Annotated in this window: 15 protein-coding genes; 14 read left to right on the plus strand and 1 reads right to left on the minus strand. The window is 67.3% G+C overall.

From position 1 onward, the window contains the following. Positions 1 to 12: 12 nt before the first annotated feature. From ACZ899_RS04380 to ACZ899_RS04395, 4 genes are all read left to right on the plus strand, one after another. Positions 13 to 3,096: a MexW/MexI family multidrug efflux RND transporter permease subunit gene (locus tag ACZ899_RS04380; protein ID WP_234560921.1), complete on the plus strand. Its 3,084-nt coding sequence runs from the start codon at positions 13 to 15 to the stop codon at positions 3,094 to 3,096. Beyond that, positions 3,093 to 4,487: an efflux transporter outer membrane subunit gene (locus tag ACZ899_RS04385; RefSeq protein ID WP_234560922.1), complete on the plus strand. Its 1,395-nt coding sequence runs from the start codon at positions 3,093 to 3,095 to the stop codon at positions 4,485 to 4,487. Before ACZ899_RS04380 ends, ACZ899_RS04385 begins: the two co-directional genes overlap by 4 nt. 411 nt (positions 4,488 to 4,898) lie before the next feature. Beyond that, the gene (locus ACZ899_RS04390; RefSeq protein WP_003256222.1) at positions 4,899 to 5,120 is read left to right on the plus strand and encodes an MbtH family protein; all 222 of its coding nucleotides are present in this window, start codon (positions 4,899 to 4,901) and stop codon (positions 5,118 to 5,120) included. Between the two features lie 4 nt (positions 5,121 to 5,124). Continuing rightward, the gene (locus ACZ899_RS04395; protein WP_234560923.1) at positions 5,125 to 5,844 is read left to right on the plus strand and encodes a thioesterase II family protein; all 720 of its coding nucleotides are present in this window, start codon (positions 5,125 to 5,127) and stop codon (positions 5,842 to 5,844) included. Positions 5,845 to 6,115: 271 nt separating this feature from the next. Here ACZ899_RS04395 and mrdA read toward each other — a convergent pair whose 3' ends face one another. Continuing rightward, positions 6,116 to 8,002, minus strand: coding sequence for a penicillin-binding protein 2 (mrdA, locus tag ACZ899_RS04400; RefSeq protein ID WP_234560924.1), 1,887 nt, complete (start codon positions 8,000 to 8,002; stop codon positions 6,116 to 6,118). A 244-nt stretch (positions 8,003 to 8,246) separates the two neighbouring features. Between mrdA and ACZ899_RS04405 the strand changes: the two genes are divergently transcribed. The 10 genes from ACZ899_RS04405 (at position 8,247) to ACZ899_RS04450 (ending at position 18,589) form a co-directional block, all read left to right on the plus strand. After that, on the plus strand, positions 8,247 to 8,972 hold the full coding sequence (locus ACZ899_RS04405) for a response regulator transcription factor (RefSeq protein WP_234560925.1): 726 nt from the start codon (positions 8,247 to 8,249) through the stop codon (positions 8,970 to 8,972). After that, the gene (locus ACZ899_RS04410; protein ID WP_234560926.1) at positions 8,969 to 10,306 is read left to right on the plus strand and encodes a sensor histidine kinase; all 1,338 of its coding nucleotides are present in this window, start codon (positions 8,969 to 8,971) and stop codon (positions 10,304 to 10,306) included. The genes ACZ899_RS04405 and ACZ899_RS04410 overlap by 4 nt, the downstream gene beginning before the upstream one ends. Before the next feature lie 137 nt (positions 10,307 to 10,443). After that, positions 10,444 to 12,663, plus strand: a complete 2,220-nt coding sequence (locus tag ACZ899_RS04415; RefSeq protein WP_234560927.1) for a TonB-dependent siderophore receptor — start codon at positions 10,444 to 10,446, stop codon at positions 12,661 to 12,663. A 117-nt stretch (positions 12,664 to 12,780) separates the two neighbouring features. Then, positions 12,781 to 13,068 (plus strand): DUF3649 domain-containing protein, encoded by a 288-nt coding sequence (locus ACZ899_RS04420; RefSeq protein WP_442799925.1) that lies wholly within the window; start codon positions 12,781 to 12,783, stop codon positions 13,066 to 13,068. Continuing rightward, the gene (locus ACZ899_RS04425) at positions 13,065 to 14,597 is read left to right on the plus strand and encodes a PepSY-associated TM helix domain-containing protein (protein WP_234560928.1); all 1,533 of its coding nucleotides are present in this window, start codon (positions 13,065 to 13,067) and stop codon (positions 14,595 to 14,597) included. Before ACZ899_RS04420 ends, ACZ899_RS04425 begins: the two co-directional genes overlap by 4 nt. Position 14,598: 1 nt before the next feature. Then, complete coding sequence (locus ACZ899_RS04430; protein ID WP_234560929.1) at positions 14,599 to 14,934, plus strand: DUF3325 domain-containing protein; 336 nt, start codon at positions 14,599 to 14,601, stop codon at positions 14,932 to 14,934. Positions 14,935 to 15,091: 157 nt separating this feature from the next. Next, the gene (locus ACZ899_RS04435) at positions 15,092 to 16,015 is read left to right on the plus strand and encodes a metal ABC transporter substrate-binding protein (protein WP_234560930.1); all 924 of its coding nucleotides are present in this window, start codon (positions 15,092 to 15,094) and stop codon (positions 16,013 to 16,015) included. Continuing rightward, positions 16,012 to 16,893 carry a manganese/iron ABC transporter ATP-binding protein gene (locus ACZ899_RS04440; protein WP_234560931.1) on the plus strand — a complete coding sequence of 294 codons (882 nt, stop codon included), beginning with the start codon at positions 16,012 to 16,014 and terminating at the stop codon, positions 16,891 to 16,893. The genes ACZ899_RS04435 and ACZ899_RS04440 overlap by 4 nt, the downstream gene beginning before the upstream one ends. Continuing rightward, positions 16,890 to 17,750 (plus strand): metal ABC transporter permease, encoded by an 861-nt coding sequence (locus ACZ899_RS04445; protein WP_234560932.1) that lies wholly within the window; start codon positions 16,890 to 16,892, stop codon positions 17,748 to 17,750. Before ACZ899_RS04440 ends, ACZ899_RS04445 begins: the two co-directional genes overlap by 4 nt. Beyond that, positions 17,747 to 18,589 (plus strand): metal ABC transporter permease, encoded by an 843-nt coding sequence (locus tag ACZ899_RS04450; RefSeq protein WP_234560933.1) that lies wholly within the window; start codon positions 17,747 to 17,749, stop codon positions 18,587 to 18,589. The genes ACZ899_RS04445 and ACZ899_RS04450 overlap by 4 nt, the downstream gene beginning before the upstream one ends. Positions 18,590 to 18,593 lie beyond the last annotated feature (4 nt).

The following is an 18,593-nucleotide window of genomic DNA, read 5'->3' on the forward strand; positions in this document are numbered from 1 at the left end:
CGAGAACATGCCATGACATTCACCGACCTGTTCGTGCGCCGGCCTGTGCTGGCGCTGGTGGTCAGCACCCTGATCCTGTTGCTTGGGCTGCTGTCGCTGCTGCAGTTGCCGATCCGCCAGTACCCGCTGCTGGAAAGCTCGACCATCACCGTGACCACTGAATACCCCGGCGCCCCGGCCGAGCTGATGCAGGGCTTCGTCACCCAGCCGATCGCCCAGGCGGTGTCGTCGGTGGAAGGCATCGACTACCTGTCGTCCTCCTCGGTCCAGGGCCGCAGCCTGGTGACCGTGCGCATGGAGCTCAACCGCGACTCGACCCAGGCGCTGACCGAGGTGATGGCCAAGGTCAACCAGGTGCGTTACCGCCTGCCGGAGCGCGCCTACGATCCGGTGATCGAGCGCTCGGCCGGCGAGTCGACGGCGGTGGCCTATATCGGCTTCGCCAGCCCGAGCCTGCCGATCCCGGCCATGACCGACTACCTCACGCGGGTGGTCGAGCCGTTGCTCAGCACCATCGAGGGCGTGGCCAAGGTCCAGGTGTTCGGCGGCCAGACCCTGTCGATGCGCCTGTGGATCGACCCGGCGCGCCTGGCCGCCCGGGGCCTGACCGCCGCCGACGTGGCCGAGGCGGTACGGCGCAACAACTATCAGGCGGCGCCCGGCAAGGTGAAGGGCCAATATGTGATTGCCAATATCCGCGTCGACACCGACCTGACCTCGGTCGGCGACTTCCGTGAGCTGGTGATCCGCAACGACGGCAATGGCCTGGTGCGCATCCGTGACATCGGCACCGTCGAGCTCGGCGCCGCCTCGGCCGAGACCAGCGCCAGCATGGACGGCGTACCGGCGGTGCACCTGGGCCTGTTCGCCACCCCGGGCGGCAACCCGCTGGTGATCGTCGAGGGCATCCGCCAGCTGTTGCCGCAGATTCGCCAGACCCTGCCGCCGGACGTCAAGGCCGAGCTTGCCTTCGAGACGGCGCGCTTCATTCAGGCCTCCATCGACGAGGTCACCAAGACCTTGCTCGAAGCCCTGGCGATCGTGGTGGTGGTCATCTACCTGTGCCTGGGTTCGCTGCGCACGGTGCTGATCCCGGTGGTGACCATTCCCCTGTCGATGCTAGGCGCGGCGGCGCTGATGCTGGTGTTCGGCTTCAGCATCAACCTGCTCACCCTGCTGGCCATGGTGCTGGCCGTGGGACTGGTGGTGGATGATGCCATCGTCGTGGTGGAGAACGTCCATCGTCATATCGAGGAGGGGCGCACGCCGGTGGCGGCGGCCTTGATCGGCGCCCGCGAGGTGGCCGGGCCGGTGATCGCCATGACCATCACCCTGGCCGCGGTGTACGCGCCGATCGGCATGATGGGCGGGCTGACCGGCGCGCTGTTCCGCGAGTTCGCCCTGACCCTGGCCGGCGCGGTGGTGGTCTCCGGCGTGGTGGCCCTGACCCTGTCGCCAGTGATGAGCTCGTTCCTGCTCGATGCGCGCCAGTCCGAGGGGCGCATGGCCCATACCGCCAACCGCTTCTTCGATTGGCTGGCCGAGCGCTATGCCCACGTACTGGGATTCTCGCTGAAGCACCGCTGGATCAGCGTCGGCTTCGCCTTGCTGGTGCTGGTCAGCCTGCCGCTGCTGTACAGCCTGCCGCAGCGCGAGCTGGCGCCGACCGAGGACCAGGCCGGGCTGCTCACCGCGATCAAGGCGCCGCAGCATGCCAACCTGGCCTATGTCGAACGTTTTGCCGACAAGCTCGACGCGGTCTACCGCACCCTGCCGGAAACCGTCAGCACCTGGATCATCAACGGCAGCGACGGCATCGCCTCGGGCATCGGCGGCATCAACCTGCAACCGTGGGACGAGCGCGCGCGCAACGCCTCGCAGATCCAGCTCGACCTGCAGGCGGCGGTGAACGATGTCGAGGGCACCAGCATCTTCGCCTTCCAGCTGCCGGCGCTGCCGGGCTCCACCGGTGGACTGCCGGTGCAGATGGTGTTGCGCAGCTCCCAGGACTACCGGGTGCTGTTCGACACCATGGAGCAGGTCAAGGCCAAGGCCCGGCAGAGCGGCCTGTTCGCCGTGGTCGACAGCGACCTGGACTACAACAACCCGGTGGTGCAGGTGCGGGTCGACCGGGCCAAGGCCAACAGCATGGGCATCCGCATGCAGGACATCGGCGAGTCGCTGGCGGTGCTGGTGGGGGAGAACTACCTCAACCGTTTCGGCCTCGACGGCCGTTCCTACGACGTCATCGCCCAGAGCCCGCGCGACCAGCGCCTGACCCCGCAGGCCCTGACCCGGCAGTACGTGCGCAGCGAGGAGGGCCGGCTGGTGCCGCTGTCCACCGTGGTGCAGGTCAGCGAGCAGGTCGAGCCCAACCGCCTGACCCAGTTCAACCAGCAGAACGCGGCGACCTTCCAGGGCATCCCGGCGGCCGGGGTCACCCTGGGCGACACTGTGGCCTTCCTCGAACAGGTCGCGGCTGAATTGCCCATCGGCTTCAGCATCGACTGGCAGTCCGACGCCCGCCAGTACCAGCAGGAGGGCAACGCCCTGATGCTGGCCTTCCTCGCCGCCGTGGTGGTGATCTACCTGGTGCTGGCGGCGCAGTACGAGAGTCTGGTCGATCCGCTGATCATCCTGATCACCGTGCCGCTGTCGATCAGCGGCGCGCTGCTGCCCCTGGCGCTGGGGGTGGCCACGGTGAACATCTACACGCAGATCGGCCTGGTGACGCTGATCGGGCTGATCAGCAAGCATGGCATCCTCATGGTCGAGTTCGCCAACACCCTGCAGGCCGAGCAGCACCTGGACCGGCGCACGGCGATCGGCAAGGCGGCGCAGATCCGCTTGCGGCCGATCCTGATGACCACGGCGGCCATGGTGGTGGGGCTGATCCCGCTGCTGTTCGCCTCGGGCGCCGGCGCCGCCAGCCGGTTCGGGCTGGGCGTGGTGATCGTCACCGGGATGCTGGTGGGGACCTTGTTCACCCTGTTCGTGCTGCCGACCATCTACAGCCTGCTGGCCCGTGACCATGCCAGCACCGCGCGTTCGGCGCGGGCACGGTCGTTGGCCGAAACCCTGGAGGGCCAGCCATGAAGCCTGTATTCGTCGTTTCCCTGATGGCCCTGGCCTTGACTGCGTGCAGCGTCGGCCCCGACTACCAGAAGGCCGAGGTACCGGCCACTGGCGTGCACAGCCCGCAGCGCGCGGCCTTCGCCGCCCGTGGCGAGTTGCCGGCGCAGTGGTGGCGGTTCTTCGATGACCCGCAGTTGGTGCGCCTGGTCGACCAGGCCCTGGCCAACAACCACGACATCCGCCAGGCCCACGCCAACCTGCTGGCGGCGCGGGCGCTGTTCGACGACCGCAGCCTCGACCGCTATCCCTGGGTCACTGCCCGCGCCGGCTACAACCAGAGTCTGGAGCAGCAGCAACCGGCCGATGGCAGCGATCCGCGACGCATGCGCACCGAGCAGTACCGCGCCGGTTTCGACGTGCAGTGGGAGATCGACCTGTTCGGTCGCCTGCAGCGCCTGACCGACGCCGCCGAGGCTCGCGCCGACGCGGCGGCGGCAGACCTGCGCCAGGCGCGGCTGAGCATCGCCGCGGAGGTGGCCCGCAACTACTACCTCCAGCTTGGGCTCAAACGCAGCCTGACCGTGGCCGAGGACCAGGTCGAGGCCTGGCGCGAGACCCTGCAACTGACCAGCGCCCAGGTACGCGCCGGCAGTGGCCAGTACGAAGACCAGCAGAACGCCCACGCCAACCTGTTGCTCAGCGAGGCGGCGGTGCCGCCGTTGCAGGCGGCGATCCAGCAGGCCAGCTACCGCCTCGACGTGCTGACCGGACAGGTGCCGGGCAGCCAGGAGCAGGGCGCCGCGCCGTTCCTGCCGCCGTTGGCGCGCCAGTTGCCGCTGGGCGATGTCGACGCATTGATCGGCCAGCGCCCCGATGTAGTCAGTGCCGAGCGTGAGCTGGCGGCCAGCACCGAGGACGTCGGCGCGGCCACCGCCGAGCTGTACCCGCGCCTGGACCTGGGCGGCTTCATCGGCTTCTTCGCCCTGCGCAGCGGCGACCTGGGCAGCGCCGCCCGTGCCTACGAGCTGGCGCCGGTGGTGACCTGGCCGGCGCTGCGCCTGGGCAACGCCCGAGCCCGCCTGCGGGTGCGCGAGGCGCTGGCCGAGGGCAGCCAGGCACGCTACCAGCAGGCCGTGCTGCAGGCTCGCGAAGAGGTGGAAAACGCGGTGACGCAACTGGTGCGCAACCAGGCACGGCTGCAAAGCCTGGTGGCCTCCGCCGGCCACGGCAGCGAGGCCATCGACATTGCCAACAAGCGCTACCGGCGCGGCGCGGGGACCTACCTGGCGGTGCTGGAGAACCAGCGTGCGCTGTTCTCGATCAAGCGCGAGGTGGCCGAGGCGGAGACGGCCTCGTACCTGGATGCGATTGCGCTGTACAAGGCGTTGGGGTGGGGGAGTGCGGCGCAGTAGCACCTGTCGGTCATGCATGTCGTACTAACAGGGCTGGCAACCATGGCCTGTCAGGCATGGCCGCGTTGCAACAGATGTAGGAGATTACACAGCCCTTACGGGCTGCGCTGTCGCGCAGGAAACAGAGTTCCAGCGTGGGAGCGGGCTTGCCCCGCGAACACCGGCGAAGCCGGTGCCATACACCGCATCGCGGGGCAAGCCCGCTCCCACGCTACCCAGTCAAATCAAAGAATTATGTTTTGTTCCATGAGAGCGGATTCAGCCGCGATGCGCCGCGCGGGCGGCGCTCGATCTTGAGCGCCGCGCAATGCTATCGTCGAGCGCCCCTAATTTTCCCCAAGCGTCCTTCGTTTTCATGGAAGCCGCCCTGCGCCCGGCGCGTTCGGCACTCATCATTCAAGGAGACAGGCAATGACTTCCGTTTTCGACCGCGACGATATCCAGTTCCAGGTAGTGGTCAACCACGAAGAGCAGTATTCCATCTGGCCCGACTACAAGGCGATCCCCAACGGCTGGCGCGCGGTGGGCAAGAGCGGCCTGAAGAAGGACTGCCTGGCCTACATCGATGAAGTCTGGACCGACATGCGCCCACTGAGCCTGCGCCAGAAGATGGCCGAAGCCGCGGCGCAGTAAGCCGGTGTCGAGCCTGAACCTGCTGTGCCTGCCGTACTCCGGCGCCAGCGCCATGGTCTACAGCCGCTGGCGACGCAAGTTGCCGGCCTGGCTGCAGGTGCGCCCGGTGGAACTGCCCGGTCGCGGCGCGCGCATGGGCGATGACCTGCACACCGACCTGCGCGGCCTGGCCCGGCAGTTGGCCCATGAGCAGCGCGCCGCCACCCAGGCACCCTACGCCCTGCTCGGGCACAGCCTGGGGGCGCTGGTCGCCTTCGAGTTGGCCCACGAGCTGCGGGCGCTGGGCTGTCCACAGCCGCTGGCGTTGTTCGCCAGTGGCACCGCGGCGCCGACCCGCCGCGAGGACTACGCCGGCGGCAAGTGGACCGAACCCCGTGGCGACGCCGAGCTGATCGCCGAACTGCGCAAGCTGGGCGGCACCCCCGAGGAAGTACTGGCCAACCAGGAGCTGATGAGCCTGACCCTGCCGATCGTGCAGGCGGACTTCCTGCTCTGCGGCCGCTACGCCTACCAGCAGCGCCAGCCGTTGCAATGCCCGCTGCACGTACTTGCCGGCGAGGATGACCGCGCCAGTGACGAACAGTTGCAGGCCTGGGGACGGGAGACCGTGGGTGCGCATTCGCTGGCGAAGTTCCCCGGTGGGCATTTCTTCATCCACGAGCAGGAAGACCGGGTGCTCGACGTGCTCTGTCGGACCCTGGAGCCGCTGCGGCTTTGTGCCTGAGCGGCGGTTGCCGGCGGGTCATCGTCATCGTCGGCGACGGCAACTGACCTGTTCGCCTGCTTTGGGTAGGTCGCTGGAACTCCGGCGACCGGCCCCGGCATTTCTGTCAGTTGCAGGCGTGTTATGTTGCACTCAGAGTCATACGGATAGACAACTTGTTCAGGCGTTTTCATGCCGGACTCGATCACCCCACCGAATGTTGCATTGCTGGCTACGGGGCATGCAGCCCGATGCTTGCGCCAAGTATCCAAGCCTCGATTCAGGCACGGCCCTATGTATGCGGAACAGCCTTGACCATCCCCGCATACTGCGCCTTCAAATGCCCCTGCTCATCCAGCAAATACGCATCCATCACCTCCCGCACCACCGGCCCCGCCACCCGACCTCCAGCCTCGCCGTTTTCGATCATCACCGCCACCACCATCGCCGGGTGCTCGGCCGGGGCGAAGCCGACGAACAGGGCGTTGTCGCGGTGGCGCTCGAGGGTCTTGTCGCGGTTGTAGCGTTCGCCCTGCTTGATCGCCACCACCTGCGCCGTGCCGCTCTTGCCGGCGATGCGGTACTGCGCGCCGGCGGCGGCGGCGCGGGCGATGCCGCGCGGGTCGTGCATGACCATCTGCATGCCCTGGCTGACCTGGTCCCAGGCGTGCCGGTCGTGCAGCACGATGTCCGGCATCGGATTGGGGTCGACCGGCGCCTGGCCGCCGATGGTCAGTGCCAGGTGCGGGCGGTGCCAGGCGCCCTTGCTGGCCAAGAGGCTGGTGGCCTGGGCCAGCTGCAGCGGGGTGACCTGCATGTAGCCCTGGCCGATGCCGAGGATCAGCGTCTCGCCGGGGAACCAGGCCTGACGCCGGGTAGCGCGCTTCCAGGCCTGTGACGGCATCAGCCCGGGGGCTTCCTCGAACATGTCCAGCGAGACCTTCTGGCCCAGGCCGAACTCGGCCATGTAGTCGTGCAGGCGGTCGATGCCCAGCTTGTGCGCCAGGTCGTAGAAGTAGGTGTCGTTGGAGCGCATGATCGCCGTGTACATGTCCACCCAGCCATCGCCCGTGCGGTTCCAGTTGCGGTACTTGTGGTCGTAGTTGGGCAGCTCGTAGTAGCCGGGGTCGAAGACCCGGCTGGCGGGGTTGATCACGCCGCTGTCGAGGCCGGCGATGGCCACCTCGGGCTTGACCGTCGAGCCGGGGGCGTACAGCCCGCGCAGCACGCGGTTGAACAGCGGCCGGTCGATGGAATCGCGCAGGGCGGCGTACTGCCTGTAGCTGATGCCCTTGACGAACAGGTTGGGGTCGAAGGCCGGGTTGCTGACCATGGCCAGCACTTCGCCGTTGGCCGGGTCAAGCACCACCACCGCGCCGCGCCGGTCGCCCAGGGCTTTCTCGGCGGCCTGCTGCAGATGGGCGTCGAGGCTCAGCACGATGTCCTTGCCCGGCACCGGGTCGTGGTGGTTGAGCACGCGCATCACCCGGCCCTGGGCGTTGGTCTCGACTTCCTCGTAACCCACCTGGCCGTGCAGTTCGTTCTCGTAGAATCGTTCGATACCGGTCTTGCCGATCGACTGGGTGCCGCGGTAGGCGGTGCTGTCGAGGGCCTTGGCTTCCTTTTCGTTGATGCGCCCGACGTAGCCCACCGAATGGGCGAAGTGCTCGGCCAGCGGGTATTCGCGGATGAACTGCGGCTCGACCTCCAGCCCCGGCAGGCGGAACTGGTTGACCGCAATCAGGGCGATCTGCTCTTCGCTCAGGCCCACCAGCAGGGTCACCGGTTCGAACGGCTTGCGACCGCGGCGCAGGTCCTTGTCGAACTGGTGGCGGTCGTCCTCGGACAGACCGAGGATCTGCGCCAGGCTGTCGAGCACCCGCGCCGGGTCGCCGGCCCGTTCGCGGGTCATGGTCAGGTTGAAGCTCGGCTTGTTGTCGGCCAGCACCACGCCGTTGCGGTCATAGATCAGGCCGCGTTCGGGTGGAATCGGCAGCACATGCACGCGGTTGTTCTCCGACACCGCGGTCTGCTGGTCATGCTGCAGCACCTGCAGCACATAGAGCCGGCCCACCAGCACCGCCACTAGGCTCATCACCAGCAGGGCGCAGGCCAGCAACCGGCGGTTGACCAGGTGCTTTTCCTTTTCGTGGTCCTTGAGGGGAATGGGCTGGGGCATGGGCTTCGTGGTGTCACGCAATGGGGCCGCGATGCTACGCGGGCGGGTAGGGGGGCTCAAGGCGAGCCCCACCGCGCGGTCCCCATGCAGCGCCGGTCGGCCCCGCGTCCAGGGGCCTGGCGGCAAATATGAAGTTTCCTTCATGGAACGCTGGGACGGCGCTGGGAACGATCGGATTTGTGGCGAAGGGATGGGATTTGTCAGAATACGCGACAAGCAATCATTATCATTCGCAAGGTAATCCATGCAGTCGGCTCTCGCTTCCCATGCCCCGGTGCGCATCCTCGCCATCGAGGACGACCCCGTCCTGTCCGCCCATATCGGCAGCCATCTGGGCGAGCGCGGCTTCGCGGTCACCGTGCGCCACGGCACTGGCGATGTGCCACAGCTGCTGCGCGAGGGCGGCTTCGACCTGATCCTGCTGGATATCCTGCTGCCGGACAGCAATGGCCTGGATATGCTCGTCGAGTTGCGCCGCCGCCAGCGCGTGCCGGTGATCCTGATGTCGGCGCTGGGCGCCGAGCAGGACCGTATCGTCGGCTATAGCCAGGGCGCCGACGATTACCTGGCCAAGCCCTTCAGCATGGCGGAGATGGACGTGCGCATCGATGCCCTGTTGCGCCGGGTGGCCTATGAGCGCCAAGGTCCGGTCAGCCATCAGGACCTGGGCAGCGCCCTGGGCCTGACCTTCGACCCGCTGCGCGGCGATGTCTGCCACGACCAGTGCTGGGCCGGGCTGACCGGCTGCGAGTACCGCATCCTCGAGACCCTGCTGCATGCCCAGGACGAAGCGCTGAGCAAGACCTTCCTCTACCAGCAGGCGCTGAACCGCGCCTATTCGATCCATGACCGCAGCCTGGACATGCATGTCAGTCACCTGCGCCGCAAATTGCAGTCGATCGGCTACGCCGCGGCCAGGGTGGAGACCGTGCGCGGCGTTGGCTACATGCTCAAGCGCGTGCTCCCATGAGGCTGCCGGATCGCCACTCGCTGTTCTGGACGCTGCTCGGCGGCATCGCCTTGCTCAGCCTGCTGATCATCAGCCTGCACGTGGATGTCAGCCAACGCCTGGACATGGCCACCTCGACCCTCGGTAGCACGGCGCGCAACACGCTGTCCGATTACGCGCGACAGGCCGAGCAGGCCTGGGAGGAGGGCGGCGAGCCGGGCGTGGATGCCTTTCTCGACACGTTGACGGCGCAGGAGGGCGTGTGGGCGGCGGTGGTCGGGCCGCATGGCGTGTCGTTGTCGTCGCGGCCGTTGCGCGGGCGAGAGCGTAAAAAACTCAGCTTCATGCGCTCGCTGGACTGGTCGGTGGGGCGGCCCGGCGGCACGCCGACGTTCTACGTGCCGTTCAGTCGTGGTGAGGCCCAGTTGGTGATGGACCTGCCGGCGCGGCTCAATCCGCGCAAGTACAACCACCTGTGGCAGGCCTTGCTGGAGCGGGTGCTGCCAGCCGCCCTGGCACTGGGTCTGGGCGTGCTGCTGTACCGCCGGGTCATCGCGCCGCTGGGCGTGCTGCGGCGCCAGGCCATCGCCCTTAGCGCCGGCGACCTGTCCGCGCGGGTCGGCGGGCAACTCACCCGGCGTCGCGACGAACTGGGTGAACTGGCGGGGGCCTTCGATCACATGGCCGGTCGCCTGGAAAATACCGTGGCATTCCAGCGCCGCTTGCTGCGCGACCTGTCCCACGAGCTGCGCACCCCCTTGAGCCGCCTGCGTGTCAGCGGCGAGCGCGAGCAGGACAACCAGGCCTTGCGTCAGCGCCTGGAGCGCGAAGTGCAGGGCATGGAACGGCTGATCAACGACACCCTGGAGCTGGTCTGGCTAGACACCGAGCGGCCGCTCCTGCCGCTGGCGCCGGTGGATGTGGCCCGGCTATGGGAAGTGCTGTGCGATGACGTCTGCTACGAGACCGGCTGGCCGGCCGAACAGCTGCGCAATGCGCTGCCTGCCGGCTGCACGGTACTCGGCCACCTCAACAGCCTGGCCCAGACCCTGGAAAACCTGCTGCGCAATGCCGTGCGCCACTCGCCGTCAGGCGGCGTCGTAGCCCTGGGCGGCCGTTGCGAGGGCGACACCTGGTTGCTGTGGGTCGAAGACCAGGGCCCCGGCGTCGAGCCGCAGCACCTGGAAAGCATCTTCCAGCCCTTTACCCGGCTCAATGCCGCGCGTCCGGGGGGCGATGGCTTTGGCCTCGGGCTGTCGATCGCGCGCAGCGTCACGCAGTTGCAGGGCGGCGAGGTCTGGGCGCAGAACCGCTCACCGGGCCTGCGGGTCAGCCTGCGGCTGAGAAATGTATAGATTGTAAAATAGATTTACTCTCAAATGAGAATATATAGCATTCGTGCTCATCCCGTGCCGGCCCCGGGGCGAGTCGGATCGTCGTGCTCCCGCTCGCTCCTTGCCCGGACCGTTCCCAACGCGCAAGGAGTGTCCCGATGCAGCCCCGATTCAAGCTCAACCATCTCTGCCTGGCCCTGCTGGCCGCGTCGCCCGCGACCCTGTGGGCCGCCACCGACAGCCAGGGCAACGAGGTGCTTGAACTGAGCGACACCCACGTGGTGGCCACCGCCGAGCAGGAGCTGAAGCAGGCATCGGGCGTCTCGATCATCAGCGCCGAGGACATCAAGAAGCGTCCGCCGGTCAACGACCTGTCCGAGATCATTCGCAAGATGCCCGGGGTCAACCTGACCGGCAACGGCGCCAGTGGCTCGCGGGGCAACAACCGCCAGATCGACCTGCGCGGCATGGGCCCGGAAAACACCCTGATCCTGATCGACGGCAAACCGGTGACCTCGCGCAACGCGGTGCGCTACACCCGTGCCGGCGAGCGCGACACCCGCGGCGACAGCAACTGGGTACCGGCCGACCAGGTCGAGAGCATCGAAGTGCTTCGTGGCCCGGCGGCGGCCCGCTATGGCTCGGGTTCCATGGGCGGGGTGGTGAACATCATCACCAAGCGTCCGACCCAGGAAATGACCGGCAGCATCACCGCCTTCACCAACCTGCCCGAGGACGATGCCGAGGGCATGACCAAACGCACCACCTTCAGCCTCGCCGGCCCGCTGACGGAGTCGCTGACCTTTCGTGTGTACGGCAACCTGAACAAGACCGACGCCGACGACGCCGACATCAACCAGGGCCACACCGACACCGCCAGCGGCTCGTCCCTGGCCGCCGGCCGCGAGGGCGTGCGCAACAAGGACGTCAACGCCCTGGTGAGCTGGGCGCTGGACAACCAGCAGACGATCGACTTCGAGACCGGCTTCAGTCGCCAGGGCAACATCTACGCTGGCGACGTCGGCACCGGCGGCACCGATTCGCTGGTGCCGGGCAGCACCATCAACGGCTGGCTCGGTCGCGAGACCAATACCATGTACCGCCAGGACTTCTCCGTTACCCATCGCGGCGACTGGGACTTCGGCACTTCCCGTGTGCTGGCGCAGTACGAGAAGACCCGCAACAACCGTCTGCTCGAAGGCATGACCGGCAGCGTCGACGGTGATATCAGCGGCAACGAGAAAGCCACCAGCACCTACGACAGCTACCTGGTCCAGGGCCAGCTGGACCTGCCGCTGGATCTGCTGCGTCCACAAACCCTTACTCTGGGCGCCGAGTGGAACTACCAGGAACTCGACGACCCCAGCACCTTGAACCGCGCCGTGGGCACCACGCTGCCGACCTCCGCCGCTGGGGCGCGGCCCACCGACATGGACGCCACCATCATGGCCGTCTACGCCGAGGACAATATCGAGCTGACACCAAGCTGGTTCCTCACCCCGGGCTTGCGTCTGGACCACCATGACCAGTTCGGCGCCAACTGGAGCCCGAGCCTGAACACCTCGTACAAACTCACCGAGGACGTCACCCTCAAGGCCGGCATCGCCCGGGCGTTCAAGGCGCCGAATCTGTACCAGTCCAACCCCAACTACCTGTACCGCAGCAACGGCAACGGCTGTGCGCCGAGCCTCAGCTCGAACGGTTGCTACGTGCTGGGCAACGCCGACCTCGACCCGGAGATCAGCGTCAACAAGGAACTGGGGGTGAGCTTCGCCCGCGATGGCTGGAGTGCCAGCCTGACCTACTTCCGCAACGACTACGACAACAAGATCGTCTCGGCCAACGACGTGACCGGGCGCACCGCCACCAACGAGGCGATCCTGCGCTGGGACAACGCCCAGGACGCGGTGGTCAAGGGCTGGGAAGGCAGCATCGGCGTGCCGCTGCTGGGCGAGGCCGGCGAGGTGCTGAGCTGGAACACCAACTTCACCTACATGGACGCCAACGAGGACAGCGACGGCAACCCGCTGTCGGTGGTGCCGGAGTACACCGTCAACACCATGCTCGACTGGCAGGTGACCGAGGCCCTGTCGCTGAGCCTGACCGGCACCTACTACGGCAAGCAGGAGCCGCGCCAGTTCAACCCGACCCGCGAGGTCAGCGTCACGGCGCAGAACGAGCTGAAGACCCTTGATCCGTACCACGTCTGGGGCATCGGTGGCACTTACGCGCTGAACAAGAACCTGTCGTTCGGCGCCGGCATCAGCAACCTGTTCGACAAGCGCGTGTACCGCGAAGGGGCGGGGACCAGCGCCGGCGCCGCCACCTACAACGAGCCGGGACGCGCGTTCTATGCGTCGGTGACTACCTCGTTCTGATGACAAGCGGGGCTGCTGCGCAGCCCTTTCGCGGCACAAGGCCGCTCCTACAGAGGGATGTGATTTTCTGTAGGAGCGGCCTTGTGCCGCGAAAGGGGCGCAACGCGCCCCCAAGGACTGCAAACCGTGAATATCGCCTGGCCCATGCTCTCGCGCATCGTCGCCGCCGTGCTTGGCGGCTATGCCTTCACCTACGCCTTCACCGCCGCGCTGGCGCGGCTGCTGCCGCTGCAACCGGCGGATGCCCTGATCGTCGCCACCGTGCTGTCGTTCGCCGTCTACACCGGCGCGATCCTCTGGGTCTTCGCCTGCCGTAGCGCCACCCGCGCCTGGGCCGGCCTCGCCCTCGGCGTGCCGCTGGCGTTGATCGGCTTCTGGCCGCAACTGCTGGAGCGCCTGGGATGAAGCAGAAAACCATCACCCAATCCCTATCATGGCTGCACACCTGGAGCGGACTGTTGTTCGGCTGGGTGCTGTTCGCCATCTTCCTCACCGGCACCCTGGCGGTGTTCGACAAGGAGATCGACAACTGGCTGCGTCCGGAAATCCCGGCGCACAGCCTGGACAGCCGCGAGGCGGCGCAGACCGCGCTGGACTACCTGCAGGCCCGTCATCCGCAAGCCCGCACCTGGAACATCGGCCTGCCCAACGAACGCGCACCCACCCTCAGCGTGTCCACCGGTGAGCAGCGTCGCGGCGGCGGCGGACAAGCGCTTGACCCGGAAACCGGCGAGCCGCTGCAGGTGCGTGAAACGGCCGGTGGCGGCTTCTTCTTCCGCTTCCATTTCACCCTCAACCTGCCGCGCCTGCTCGGCATCTGGGTGGTGGGCCTGGCGGCGATGGCGATGCTGGCGGCGCTGGTCAGCGGCATTGTCATCCACAAGAAACTCTTCAAGGAGTTCTTCACCTTCCGCCCGGCCAAGGGCCAGCGCTCGTGGCTGGACGCGCATAACGCCACTGGCGTGCTGGTGCTGCCGTTCCACCTCATGATCACCTACACAGGGCTGGTGATCTTCTACCTGATCTATATGCCGGCGGCCTCCGATGCGCTGTTCGGGGGGGATCGCGAGGCACTCAATCGCGCCCTGCGCGGCATGCCCGAGCAGCATGCCGGCCAGGGCCGCCAGCCACCTCAGGAGGTTGCCGGGCCGGCGCCGTTGACGGCGTTGCCGCCGCTGCTGGCCGAGGCCGAGCGCGTGTTGGGGCCGTTGGCCAGCCTGTCGATCCACAACCCGGGGCGGGGCGATGCGCGGATCGAGGTGCGCCCGCTGCTGGGCAATCGCATCGAGCTGACCAAGGGCCAGAGCATGGTCTTCGATGGTGTGACCGGCAAGGTACTGCGGGCGCCCGCCGAGAGCCGCCCGAGCCTGCTCACGCAACGGGTGCTGGCGGGCATGCACTTCGCCCAGTTCGGCGGCTACCCGATGCGCTGGCTGTACTTCGTCTGCGGCCTGGCCAGCTGCGCGATGATCGCCACGGGGCTGGTGCTGTTCACCGTAAAGCGTCGACGCCGGCATGACGGCGAAGGGGCGCTGGGCGCCGCGCTGTACATCGGCGCCGAGCGCATCAACGTCAGTGTGGTGGCCGGCCTGACGCTGGCCTGCGTCGGCCTGTTGTGGGCCAACCGCCTGTTGCCGCTCGAGTTGGCGCAGCGCGGCGGTTGGGAGGTGCGGGTGTTCTTCCTGATCTGGCTGGCGACATTGCTGCACGCCTGCCTGCGTCCCTGGTTGCAGGCCTGGCAGGAGCAGCTCGGGCTGACGGCGGCGCTGTGCCTGGGCTTGCCGTTGCTGAACGTGGTCACGGTCAATCGCGGCGACTACATCCCCCTGGAGGTCACCACCCTGGTGATCGGCGGCCTGCTGGCCGCGTGTGCCTGGAAAATCGGGCAGCCAGCGCCGGAGCGTGCGCTGCGTGTCCGTACGGAGGTCAACTGAAATGGGTCTGGTGATAGCCACGGGATTGTGGTTGGCGTACAGCGGCATGATTGCCCTGTGCCTGGGGCTGGAGCGGCACTACAAACAGGTCTGGGGCCGGCCGCCATCGTCGTCGCGGCGTCGGGCGCTGCGGGTATCGGGCTGGCTGGCGCTGGTGGCCAGTTTCGCCGCCAGTGTCGTGGCCTGGGGTTGGGCCATGGGACCGATCGGCGGGCTTGGCCTGGTCTCGCTGGCGGGGTTGGCGCTGGTGCTGGTGCTGCCCTACCAGCCGCGGCTGGCGATCGGGACGGCTGTTGCGGGGTGGCCAGTACTGGCGCTGGCGACGCTGGCAGGGTGACACCTGTCGGCGCATTTGCCATCCGTGTGGCGGCTCTCCATACTCGACAAGGCAGAGCCGACCGCATGACCCTCGCCACTTGACCTGGGGCTGCGCACAAGATCGGCCGCCGTTCCGTGCCTTAGCCGTTTCCTCCGACTCGAAGTGGAAGTGACGGATGTTCGATAGAAGCAGGTCCCAATCCCGCCCCTGGCGCCTGGCAGGCGCACTGTTCGCCACCTTGCTGCTGGCGCTGCCCGTGGGCGCGGCGGAAAAGTTCAAGGTGGTCACCACCTTCACCATCATTGCCGACATGGCTCGCAACGTGGCGGGTGATGCTGCGGTGGTCGAGTCGATCACCAAGCCCGGCGCCGAGATCCACAATTATTCGCCGACTCCCGGCGACCTGCGCCGTGCCCAAGGGGCGCAACTGATCCTGTGGAACGGCCTGAACCTGGAGCTGTGGTTCGAGAAGTTCTTCCAGCGCCTGCAACAGGTACCGGGCGTGGTGGTGTCCGACGGCATCGAGCCGATGGGCATCCTTGCCGGCCCCTACAGCGGCAAGCCCAATCCACACGCCTGGATGTCGCCGCGCAACGCCCTGGTCTACGTGGACAATATCCGCGACGCGCTGGTGCGCCACGACCCGGCCAACGCCCAGGCCTACCAGCGCAATGCCGAGGCCTACAAGGCGCGTATCGAGGCAACCATCGCGCCGCTGCGCGCCCGTCTCGAGCAGATTCCCGCCGACAGGCGCTGGCTGGTCAGCAGCGAAGGCGCGTTCTCCTACCTGGCCCGCGACTTCGGCCTGGAGGAGCTGTACCTGTGGCCGATCAACGCCGACCAGCAGGGCACGCCGAACCAGGTGCGCACGGTCATCGACGCGGTCAGGGCGCATCACATCCCGGCGGTGTTCAGCGAAAGCACGGTCTCCGACAAGCCGGCCCGCCAGGTGGCCCGGGAAACCGGCGCGCACTATGGCGGCGTGCTCTACGTCGACTCCCTGAGCGCCCAGGACGGGCCGGTGCCGACCTACCTCGACCTGCTGCGGGTGACCACCGACACCATCGTCCAGGGCCTGGGCCAGGCAGGCAGCCGATGAACCAGCACAACCAGGCCCTGGAAAGCGGCATCGTCGTCCAGGGCGCCACCGTGACCTACCGCAACGGCCATACCGCGTTGCACGACGCCAGCTTCGAACTGCCGATGGGCTCGATCACCGCGCTGGTGGGCATCAACGGCTCGGGCAAGTCGACCCTGTTCAAGGCCATCATGGGCCTGGTGCGCCTGGCCGCCGGGCGCATCAGCGTGCTGGGCCTGCCGGCCGAGCGTGCCCTGCGGCGCAAATGCACGGCCTACGTGCCCCAGGCCGAGGAAGTGGACTGGGACTTTCCGGTGCTGGTCGAGGACGTGGTGATGATGGGTCGCTACGGGCACATGGGTCCGCTGCGCATTCCCCGGCGCGCCGATCACGAGGCGGTGGACGCGGCGCTGTGCCGGGTCGACATGCAGGCCTTGCGCAAGTGGCAGATCGGCGAATTGTCCGGCGGCCAGCGCAAGCGCGTGTTCCTCGCCCGTGCCCTGGCCCAGGACAGCCGGGTGATCCTGCTCGACGAGCCGTTCACCGGGGTCGATGTGAAGACCGAGGACCAGATCATCCAGCTGCTGCGCGAGTTGCGCGGCGAAGGTCGGATCATGCTGGTGTCGACCCACAACCTCGGCTCGGTGCCGGAGTTTTGCGACCGGGTGGTGTTGATCAAGCGCACCGTGCTGGCCCACGGGCCGACCGACGAGGTCTACACCCGGGACAATCTCGAGCGCGCTTTTGGCGGAGTACTGCGCCACTTCGCCCTGCTGCCGGGCGATCCGTCGCAGCAACCGCCGGTCAGCGTGTTCAGCGACGACGAGCGACCGCTGATCCTGCGCAACGGCCTGCCGGCGCGACGCGAACCGGGCAGCGACAGCGAGGCCGACGCATGATCGAACTGCTGCTCGAGCCGTTTGCGTACGGCTACATGCGCAATGCCCTGTGGGTCTCGACCCTGGTCGGCGGGGTCTGCGCGTTCCTGTCCTGCTACCTGATGCTCAAGGGCTGGTCGCTGATCGGTGACGCACTGTCCCACGCCATCGTGCCGGGGGTGGCCGGCGCCTACATGATCGGCCTGCCGTTTTCCCTCGGCGCGTTCTTCGCCGGCGGGCTGGCCTCGGCGGCGCTGCTGTTCCTGCAGCGGCGCACGCGGCTCAAGGAAGATGTGGTGATCGGCATGATCTTCACCTCGTTCTTCGGCCTGGGCCTGTTCATGGTCTCGCTGTCGCCGACCTCGGTGAACATCCAGACCATCGTCCTCGGCAATATCCTGGCGATCACCCCGGGCGACACCCTGCAGCTGGCGATCATCGGCCTGGTCACCCTGGCGGTGCTGCTGGCCAAGTGGCGCGACCTGATGCTGACCTTCTTCGACGAGCAGCAGGCCCGCGCAGTCGGCATTCGCCCGGACGCACTCAAGCTGCTGTTCTTCGCCTTGCTGTCGGCCTCGACCGTGGCCGCGCTGCAGACGGTGGGGGCGTTCCTGGTGATCTGCATGGTCATCACCCCCGGCGCCACGGCCTACCTGCTCAGCGACCGCTTTCCTCGGTTGCTGGTCATCGCCGTCGTCATTGGCGCCCTGACCAGCCTGACCGGCACCTACCTGAGCTACTACCTCGACGGCGCCACCGGTGGCGTGATCGTCGTGCTGCAGACGCTGATCTTCCTGCTGGTATTCGTCTTCGCCCGCAAGCACGGGCTGCTGGCCGCGTGCCGCCGTCGGCGCCAGGCGCTGGAGGTGCAGCCATGAACGTGACCGACCTGCTGCTGGAACCCTTGCGCTTCGACTTCATGGTCAACGCCATGGCCATCGCCGTGCTGATCGCCATTCCCATGGCGCTGCTGTCGTGCTTCCTGGTGCTCAAGGGCTGGGCGCTGCTGGGCGACGCCATCGCCCACGCGGTGTTCCCCGGCGTGGTGATCGCCTACATCGTGCAGATTCCCTACGCCATCGGGGCGTTCCTGGCCGGCATGTTCTGCGCGGTGGCCACGGGGTACCTCAAGGAGAACAGCCGCATCAAGCAGGACACGGTGATGGGCATCGTCTATTCGGGCATGTTCGGCCTGGGGTTGGTGCTGTACCTGAAGATCCAGTCCGATGTGCACCTGGACCATATCCTGTTCGGCGACATCCTCGGCGCCGGCCCCCAGGACCTGTGGCTGTGCGCGGGCATCGCCGTGCTCACGGCGCTGGTCATCGCCACCAAGTGGAAAGACCTGATGCTGCACACTTTCGATGCGGTGCAGGCGCATGCGGTCGGCCTGCGCAGCGGCTGGCTGCACTATGGCCTGCTGTGCCTGATCTCGTTGGCGGTGGTCGGGGCGCTGAAGGCCTCGGGGGTGATCCTGGCGATCGCCTTGCTGATTGCCCCAGGGGCCATCGCCGCGCTGCTGACGCGCCAGTTCCGGCACATGTTGTGGCTGTCGTTACTGGTCGCCATCGGCTGTTCGTTCGTGGGCGTGTACAGCTCGTTCTACCTCGACAGCGCCCCGGCGCCGACCATCGTCATGGCCTTTGCCGGGGTGTTTGTGCTGGTGCTGGCCTGCCAGGCGTTTGGACGCAGGTCCGGATCACCCATGGCTACATGACCGG

Source organism: Pseudomonas sp. TE31087, assembly GCF_057284075.1.

Excerpts from the sequence above, each read along its gene's own strand:
- ACZ899_RS04410 (WP_234560926.1), top strand. The coding sequence starts at position 8,969 with ATGAGGCTGCCGGATCGCCACTCGCTGTTCTGGACGCTGCTCGGCGGC.
- ACZ899_RS04405 (WP_234560925.1), top strand. The coding sequence starts at position 8,247 with ATGCAGTCGGCTCTCGCTTCCCATGCCCCGGTGCGCATCCTCGCCATC.
- ACZ899_RS04440 (WP_234560931.1), top strand. The coding sequence starts at position 16,012 with ATGAACCAGCACAACCAGGCCCTGGAAAGCGGCATCGTCGTCCAGGGC.
- mrdA (WP_234560924.1), bottom strand. The coding sequence starts at position 8,002 with ATGCCCCAGCCCATTCCCCTCAAGGACCACGAAAAGGAAAAGCACCTG.
- ACZ899_RS04380 (WP_234560921.1), top strand. The coding sequence starts at position 13 with ATGACATTCACCGACCTGTTCGTGCGCCGGCCTGTGCTGGCGCTGGTG.
- ACZ899_RS04445 (WP_234560932.1), top strand. The coding sequence starts at position 16,890 with ATGATCGAACTGCTGCTCGAGCCGTTTGCGTACGGCTACATGCGCAAT.
- ACZ899_RS04425 (WP_234560928.1), top strand. The coding sequence starts at position 13,065 with ATGAAGCAGAAAACCATCACCCAATCCCTATCATGGCTGCACACCTGG.
- ACZ899_RS04430 (WP_234560929.1), top strand. The coding sequence starts at position 14,599 with ATGGGTCTGGTGATAGCCACGGGATTGTGGTTGGCGTACAGCGGCATG.
- ACZ899_RS04390 (WP_003256222.1), top strand. The coding sequence starts at position 4,899 with ATGACTTCCGTTTTCGACCGCGACGATATCCAGTTCCAGGTAGTGGTC.
- ACZ899_RS04415 (WP_234560927.1), top strand. The coding sequence starts at position 10,444 with ATGCAGCCCCGATTCAAGCTCAACCATCTCTGCCTGGCCCTGCTGGCC.
- ACZ899_RS04450 (WP_234560933.1), top strand. The coding sequence starts at position 17,747 with ATGAACGTGACCGACCTGCTGCTGGAACCCTTGCGCTTCGACTTCATG.
- ACZ899_RS04385 (WP_234560922.1), top strand. The coding sequence starts at position 3,093 with ATGAAGCCTGTATTCGTCGTTTCCCTGATGGCCCTGGCCTTGACTGCG.
- ACZ899_RS04435 (WP_234560930.1), top strand. The coding sequence starts at position 15,092 with ATGTTCGATAGAAGCAGGTCCCAATCCCGCCCCTGGCGCCTGGCAGGC.